Source organism: Ureibacillus sinduriensis BLB-1 = JCM 15800, from assembly GCF_000772955.1.
Classification (GTDB): Bacteria; Bacillota; Bacilli; order Bacillales_A; family Planococcaceae; genus Ureibacillus; species Ureibacillus sinduriensis.
This window is the reverse complement of the sequence record NZ_JPVO01000047.1, coordinates 160,175-167,460: the sequence shown is the minus strand read 5'-3', so window position 1 is coordinate 167,460 and position 7,286 is coordinate 160,175. Positions and strand designations below refer to the sequence as shown.

The following is a 7,286-nucleotide window of genomic DNA, read 5'->3' as shown; positions in this document are numbered from 1 at the left end:
ATTAGCTGCATAATAATAACTCTAACTTTAAGGGGTCACTACCGAATAGCGCCCGAATGTTGAAGATGGTCCAGTTCGATATATCAGATACTTTCTATAGTTTATGTATAGCTTCTATGATTTTTCTCTTGGTACTTAATAAACTACCTTCATCTAATTTATGTTCAACTTCTTCTGCGTAAAAGTCTGCAAAATTTTGCCCTTTGTATCTAGGAACTACGTGCAGATGAAAGTGAGTTAACTCGTCAAAACTACCTCCATATTGACACACTGTAATACCATCCGGTTTAAACACTCCTTTAACTACTTTTGAGAGAATCTTTGCAGCCTTCATTACTGAAAGGGCTGTCTTTTCATCAAGTTCATCAAAATATCTTATATGTTTTTTAGGTAGTATTAACACATGACCTTCGTTATAGGGGTCATGGTCCAAGAAACAACAGACATAACTGTCTTCAAATACAACATTAACTGGTTCCAATTTATTGGCTAACTTACAACCTAAACATTCCACCTTGTACACAACCTTCAAATAAACTTTTTCTTTTAATATTCAATAAAATGAGTAACAAATCCTTGTTTTTAACTGCTAGATTAATTTTGTCCTTCAAAAAAAAAAGAAGCATTCCTTTTCAAGAAATGCGCCCGACTGTTTGTATAAAGGATTTTAATTTTTATTAACTGTAACTATAAACAAAAATTATAATAACAATTATAGGATAGACGATAATGGTGATTAAGGATTTTGCTTTTTGGTTTCGAATTACATCTTCAGGTATTTCAGGCTCATTTTTGTATAACCTACGTCTTCCCAATAATAAACTTTCTTTCGGCTTGAAATAAGACCAAATTATTATCCCATAAGGTATAAGCAATAAAACTATTAACGCTACTTCGAACACATCCGACACCACCCTCAAGTAATTAGTAATTATTATACGGTTGAATTTCTTACTTGCTTCAAAATCAATCCAATTATTACCAAATATATTATTGGAACAAAAAAGCACAACTCCTATTTAAGAATTGCGCCCTATAATGGAATAATGTTAAGTTATTTTTAGTTGGTTTAGCTTAATAACATTCCAAAAAAAATAACGATTATTAAAAACGTTAATAATCCCAATGTAAGTATTACAGTAGCTATACTCCTTACCATCCCTTTCCAATCCTCAACACCCGCAAAACCTATCATTCCTACAAAGAAGATTATCAATGTAAAATATAAGAGCAAATGTAAAGAGTCCATCCGCAAAATCGAGGAAGCTATTGGTCCCCAAAAATCATCTAAAATAAACAGAAAAAGACTGATTATTGAAAAGGTAAATGCCCAAATGTTAATCTTTTTCGTCATTTCAGCAACTCAGCTCCTTATCAGATGGGACGTTTACACATATTACCAAGTTCCAATAGTATAATTAATCATACATAATTCCTCAAGCAATTCTCCAAACCACCTTCTTTTCCTTCCTCTTTCTATAAAAATCGCAGAACTATTTTCTGGAAACGCGCCCGATTGTTGAATATCGTTTTTTCAATTTAATATACAGGTTTTTATTTAGATATCACACTCTGCATAATCTTGAAAAGTATTATCGTAGCCCCTATTTATATCTTTGCATAAAAAACTGAAAAAACTAAATTATTGTCTACGAAAATCGAATTTTTCATTAGGAACTTCAAGAGTATACCCATTAATTACAACTGTATTATTATTTAACCACTCAATTTTGGCTGTTGATTCTCGATAATTCCAGTAGATATTTTTTGTTTTACCATTACGCTCATTAAATACTATTTCACCTCTTACAGCATCTGCACTTAAGCTTGGACTCGATACATAGGCTTTTAAGGTATATTTACCATCAGGAGAGGTTTCTTCCGTAAGATATTCTCCAGTTGGCAACCTGTTCATATCGAAAAATGCCCAATAAACTCCATACACAATAACCCCCATAAATAAAAAGCTAATAATCAGTGAAATTTTTACTATCTTTTTTCGCTTTGTCCCTTTTATCGTTGAGTTAGCAGTCATACAACATACCCCTTTTTTTACTTTTGAGGGTAAGTTAAATAATTCCTTTTATTGTAGACTTTTCTAATTTCATTTAGTTCCCAATACATCGTTGTTAACATCCCTTAAAAGATTGTTATTCCACAACCTGGCTCTATAATTGAAAAACGCGATCCTCTTATTGAAGAAACGCGCCCGATTGTTGAACAAAACTATATTAATTAATTACTTTTATCTTGATTAAGAATTTTAATAATTTCAGTAAGTCTTTCGTTTCTATCTCTGTCTAATTTTGTTTTTTCATTCGTGAACTTAACTACTTTAATTACAAAATAAAAAGCCAAAACAATAAGAACTAAATAAAAAATTATAGGTAAGAAAGTGAAAAGAATAAAAATGTCTCCTGGCGATGTGTGATCCATATTAATCCTCCAAATAAAAGTATTATAACTGACCATTTAATTCCAAACTACCATTCTTATTTTAACATAAATATCCAAATTAGTTATTCAGCGTTATTATGCAATATGGCTCTTAAATGGTAAAAGAAGCATTCTTATTAAAGAATTGCGCCCGATTGTTGAATATTATTATTCAATTAGTAAACTCCGTTAGTTTTAAGTTAAAGCCTTCAGAATCACTTCAAAGTAGTCATTAACCAACTGTTCAGTTTTACACAATTTAAAAATTTATTTTATAATTTAACTAAAGCATTTATTTTGCACCATGACGATTAGGTAATGGCACTTCAATAGTTTTAGTGGGTTTATTTATGTTTTCTTCCCATTCTTTTATGCTTTTGTCTGTCGGTTCTTCTAAATCTGCAAATGTTACTTTAACTTTATCGTCAGTAATCCATTGGACGCTTGTAATGGGCCAACTAAAAGAACTAAAATATTCATGATGTAAAGTTGGAATTCTAGATTCACCGCTAGATTCAAGATTAATGACAACAATTCGTTGTTTTGTTTTTTCACTATTCGAAAGTAAAAACATCACATTCTCTTGATTTGGAGAATAAATGAGTTCACTTGTAACTCTACCTTCTCCTAAAGGAGCAAAGGTACTGATCGTAGTATCCACCAAACTAATATATGCACTGGCACAAACAGCTTTTCCGCAATCAAAAGTTACAAGGTATGATGGTGAAAATTCGTTATTGATTGGTTTATATTTTAAAGTTGATAGTACATCTTCTTGTTTGCCATAGTTATTTTCTATTATGTAATTCAAGAATCCAATATACTCACTATAATCAAGTTCCACTATTTCACCACTTGAAGAATCCACCATTGTAATTGATTCTGGAAGATTAGCTGATGTAGTTGTATTCAACGTACTTTCTTCACCAATTATGGAAAAAACAAAAATAATTGTTGCTGCTAAAACTGCTATACTTATTAAAGTAGGAAATAATGATTTATTCGTTTTTGAGTAACCTGGATTTTGTTGCTGAATTTTACGTACCACATTTCTTTGATGCTGCGTTGTATCTCCAATTTTCATTTTTAATTGCCTTTTGATTTCATTCATTTAAAAGTACCTCCCATTGTTGAGTAGATAAAATATCCTTCAATCGTTCCTTCGCTTTTTTTAATCGATACTTAATCGTACTTTCAGACGTAACTAATATATTGGAGATATTCTGTATGGTTAGTTCATTAAAGTAATATAGAATAATGACTTCTCTAAACTTTATAGGCAACGATAAGACCGCTTCTGCCACAATCAATTGTTCATCTTGCAAAATAAGTTGATTTTTGGTTCGATTACTATCTGTAAAAACATTGGTTAATGTTTGTGCCCTGTAACGCCAACTCTTCAAGTAATCTTTACTTCGATTAATCGTCATTCGTGTTAAGTATGTTCTCAAACTTGATTGGCCTTGAAATTGCTCGGATTTAACCCAGTATTTGATAAATACCTCTTGTACAATATCCTCAGCAGTATTCCAATCTTTCACGTAAAGATAGCTTAGCTGAAGTAAATAATCATTATGTTCATTAATAAGATATCGAAACCTTTCATCCTCTAGTTGGTTCATAAGCATCTCCTTTCCATAAATTAGACGAATTAAAAAGCATGAAAGTCTAATTTTTTATAAAAATAAAAATCCAAGCCTTAAAGCTTTGGCTTGGAATGGAAATTTCCCCAATGTTAACACTATTTTATCAAAATGAAACACGATCTTCCCTTTAAACTGCTATTAATTTATATCTAATCCCTCCTCCACAATATGGCCCTATTCATGAAGAAAGACCCTTTCCTTATTCAAGGAAAGCGCCCTATTGTTGAATATTTACTTTTGTATTGAATATTTAATAACTTCCTCTATGTAGTCTGATTCTTGTTTTAGTATAAATGCTCAATTATAGCCAGCTATAGAAATTTTAATAGATGGTTTTTTGTCGAGCTTAAACTTTATAACCATATGTAGAATAAAAAGATTTCGTTAATGGTTATGGGTGTTTTTTGATTTTGATTAAACGGATAGATGTAATAAGTGATACAAGACTCAATGCAAATGTGAATGTTAACCAAAAATGTACTGGTGAGCTAATGTCCTTAATATAATTTAAAGGTGTAGCGTAGGCTAGTACCCACCATGAAATAAAGTTTGGTATTTCAATAAGTATTAGCATTAATCCTTTAAAATGGAAATTTTCTATATTTTCCCACCAATCGGTTATGAAACCATTATACATTAATGTATAAATTGCGAAGAAAAATAAACTTAAAAAACTTAACTGATTGTTCAAGGGTAATCCGTGTATTTCACTATTTCCAACACTGTAATAAATGAAAAGTAATGAATATATACTTCCCAATAATGCAGTAAATGGAATAAGGGTATAAATCAATACTGTTCTATTAAACTCGTATGAAAATACCTTTTCGATAATATACATAATAGTAGATAATATTAAGAGAATAAATAATACTATACCGAGATAACCAGAACTTTCATTGTGAGCAACTTCTGTAACATTAAACTGTGCAATAAATGCAATACAAAGGCATATGTATTTTGCAAGATAAAAGTGCAGAGAATTGCAATGAAAAATACAGAGTATTGCCACCCGGTATTTTCACTGTTTTCTCGACAATGCATTGGTTAAACGGAAGCTCTGTCCTGTATAAGAAATTACATGGGCGTGGTGAATTAAGCGATCCACCAGAGCTGCCGTTAAACGTGAATCCGAGAAAATACGATTCCACTGACTGAATTCCAGGTTTGATGTAATAATCAAACTCTTTCTCTCATAACACTCCGTAATAATTTGAAAGAGTAATTCTGCTCCTTCTTTTCCAAATGGAAGATAACCCATTTCATCTAAAATCATCAAATCGACTCTCTCTAGCTTACTGCGAAATTGCTTTAATTTCCCTAATCTAAAGGCTTGTTCTAATTCTTCTACTAAGTGAGACACACGATAAAAACGGACTTCGTATCCTTGCTCACACGCTCTTCTGCCTAGGGCAGATGCTAAATGAGTTTTACCAGTACCAGGCGCTCCAATCAAAATCAAATTCTCATTTCTCCGTATGAATTCTAATTGCACTAATTCTTCCTTAGTTAAATGATTTGGGAAGCTAATATCTTTATGCCATTGATATGTTTCGAGTGTTTTTGTATCGACAAATCGCGCCTGTTTTAGATTTCTTACGATTTTGGCTTGCTCTCGACCCTGCTGTTCTTTTAATAAAAGGTGGTAAATATATTCTTCTGCTGTGGTAAATGGAACATCATTTACGGCTTCCTCTATATATGCGAGCCGTAGCTGTTTACACAATTGATGAATCGCTTCATTCATGTGCTGTGTCCTCCTTTCCATTGGAAGAAAGGGCATCATAATCCGTCCATTTTACACCGTAAGGGTGTTCCTGTTCTTCACTATTCCTTGCTAGATATTCGTAAAAATTCAAATCAATTTCTTTCATATCATGGTTGACCAAAAGCGTGATTAATTCATTGATACGCTGCTTTCTTAATGCCAAAGAAGGGACTTTTAAATATTCCTGTATACGTCCAGGTAAATACGGCGTGTAACGGGAATGTCCAATAATTCGGGGCTTTTTCAACCAATCTTTTAAAATATCTTTCCAAGGGATGAAACGTCGTTTCTTCATATACGGTCTTGCATCAGATAATAAAATTTCCCCTTCATTCGTAATCACCTTGAAGGAGTCCCAATAAACAATGCAATATAGCTGTACATTATTGCGTGCTCTTGGTACATGGATTAAGTGCTGATCCAATTTAAATTCATTATATTTGTTAAAATCAATCGCAAACTGCTTAAACACCGGATATGGCTCTTCAGGTAATTTTAATAATTGTTGTTGCTCCTCCAGCCATAAATCTTCAATAAGTTCTTCTTTTTTATAATGCACTCGTTGCCGGTCTTTCTTTAATTGCTGTTCTAATTGCTCTCTTAAGTCATCAAAATCTTTAATGACTGGGGGTGTGCTAAAGAAATTGTAGCGGACATACCCAACTTTTCTTTCGACATGGCCTTTTTCATTACCTTTTGATGGATTACAAACCTGCACCTTAAACCCGTAGTACTGTTGAAAATGCCGAAAGGCATCTGTTAACTCTGCTTCCTTGTCGCCTTTTCTTACTTTTTTCACCGCTGGTGTTAAATTATCTATTCGAATACTAATTGGTACACCACCGGCTTGCTGGAACAGTTGTTGTAACCCGCTTAAAAAACATTCTAGATTTTCTCCAGGCATCGGAACCGCAAAACCCGTATTACTTGCTGGGAAGGACATAGTTAACGCATGTACATCTAGAATCTCTCCATCTTGAACAGCCTCCATTGTTCCAAAGTCCAATTGAGCCTCGCCTGGTGGATGACTCAGTCGTTCAAAGCCTTTACTCTGTTCATCGTCTTCTGCAGCGCGCCATTCGTGAATAAAATCACACACCGTTCGATAGGATCCTTTAAAGCCCATGGCTTTTAAATCTTCAAACATTTTCTTATTTGTACGTCTTAATTTTTTCTTCACTTTTGTATCTTCATCTAGCCAATCAATAATAATTTCTCCCCATTTTTCTGTATACATCATGCCTTTCTTCTGATGTGTTTTTTCTTGAGGCAGTTGATCTCCATCTCCGTATTTCTTTGCAGTACGCCAATTAACTTTCATAGCGGTTGCCACTGCTGATATAGATAAGCCTTTTTCATTTCGTAATGTTTTGATACAATTAACTTCAGACATTGCTAGCATCCTTTCATTCCTCCACTGGTAAAATTCGACACTT

8 protein-coding genes are annotated in these 7,286 nt (G+C 32.9%); all 8 read right to left on the bottom strand.

What is annotated here, in order from left to right:
* Nucleotides 1-94: 94 nt before the first annotated feature.
* Nucleotides 95-514: an HIT family protein gene (locus CD33_RS08115; protein ID WP_036199892.1), complete on the bottom strand. Its 420-nt coding sequence runs from the start codon at nt 512-514 to the stop codon at nt 95-97.
* 555 nt (nt 515-1,069) lie between these two features.
* Complete coding sequence (locus tag CD33_RS20505; RefSeq protein ID WP_036199888.1) at nt 1,070-1,354, bottom strand: hypothetical protein; 285 nt, start codon at nt 1,352-1,354, stop codon at nt 1,070-1,072.
* Nucleotides 1,355-1,642: 288 nt separating this feature from the next.
* Nucleotides 1,643-2,035, bottom strand: a complete 393-nt coding sequence (locus tag CD33_RS08100; RefSeq protein ID WP_036199886.1) for a DUF5412 domain-containing protein — start codon at nt 2,033-2,035, stop codon at nt 1,643-1,645.
* A gap of 200 nt (nt 2,036-2,235) precedes the next feature.
* On the bottom strand, nt 2,236-2,436 hold the full coding sequence (locus tag CD33_RS08095; protein WP_036199884.1) for a hypothetical protein: 201 nt from the start codon (nt 2,434-2,436) through the stop codon (nt 2,236-2,238).
* Nucleotides 2,437-2,728: 292 nt separating this feature from the next.
* Entirely contained in the window at nt 2,729-3,547 is an 819-nt protein-coding gene (locus CD33_RS08090) for a hypothetical protein (RefSeq protein WP_036199882.1), read from the bottom strand.
* The gene (locus CD33_RS08085; RefSeq protein WP_052130114.1) at nt 3,540-4,058 is read right to left on the bottom strand and encodes a sigma-70 family RNA polymerase sigma factor; all 519 of its coding nucleotides are present in this window, start codon (nt 4,056-4,058) and stop codon (nt 3,540-3,542) included. The genes CD33_RS08090 and CD33_RS08085 overlap by 8 nt, the downstream gene beginning before the upstream one ends.
* A 1,045-nt stretch (nt 4,059-5,103) precedes the next feature.
* Nucleotides 5,104-5,829, bottom strand: coding sequence for an IS21-like element helper ATPase IstB (istB, locus tag CD33_RS08080; protein WP_036199880.1), 726 nt, complete (start codon nt 5,827-5,829; stop codon nt 5,104-5,106).
* Nucleotides 5,822-7,243, bottom strand: a complete 1,422-nt coding sequence (gene istA / locus CD33_RS08075; RefSeq protein ID WP_309299196.1) for an IS21 family transposase — start codon at nt 7,241-7,243, stop codon at nt 5,822-5,824. The genes istB and istA overlap by 8 nt, the downstream gene beginning before the upstream one ends.
* Between the last annotated feature and the right edge of the window lie 43 nt (nt 7,244-7,286).

What these genes read in the sequence shown, in the direction of transcription:
- CD33_RS20505 (WP_036199888.1), bottom strand. Translation starts at nt 1,354, where the DNA reads ATGACGAAAAAGATTAACATTTGGGCATTTACCTTTTCAATAATCAGT.
- CD33_RS08100 (WP_036199886.1), bottom strand. Translation starts at nt 2,035, where the DNA reads ATGACTGCTAACTCAACGATAAAAGGGACAAAGCGAAAAAAGATAGTA.
- CD33_RS08095 (WP_036199884.1), bottom strand. Translation starts at nt 2,436, where the DNA reads ATGGATCACACATCGCCAGGAGACATTTTTATTCTTTTCACTTTCTTA.
- CD33_RS08090 (WP_036199882.1), bottom strand. Translation starts at nt 3,547, where the DNA reads ATGAATGAAATCAAAAGGCAATTAAAAATGAAAATTGGAGATACAACG.
- CD33_RS08085 (WP_052130114.1), bottom strand. Translation starts at nt 4,058, where the DNA reads ATGAACCAACTAGAGGATGAAAGGTTTCGATATCTTATTAATGAACAT.
- istB (WP_036199880.1), bottom strand. Translation starts at nt 5,829, where the DNA reads ATGAATGAAGCGATTCATCAATTGTGTAAACAGCTACGGCTCGCATAT.
- istA (WP_309299196.1), bottom strand. Translation starts at nt 7,243, where the DNA reads ATGTCTGAAGTTAATTGTATCAAAACATTACGAAATGAAAAAGGCTTA.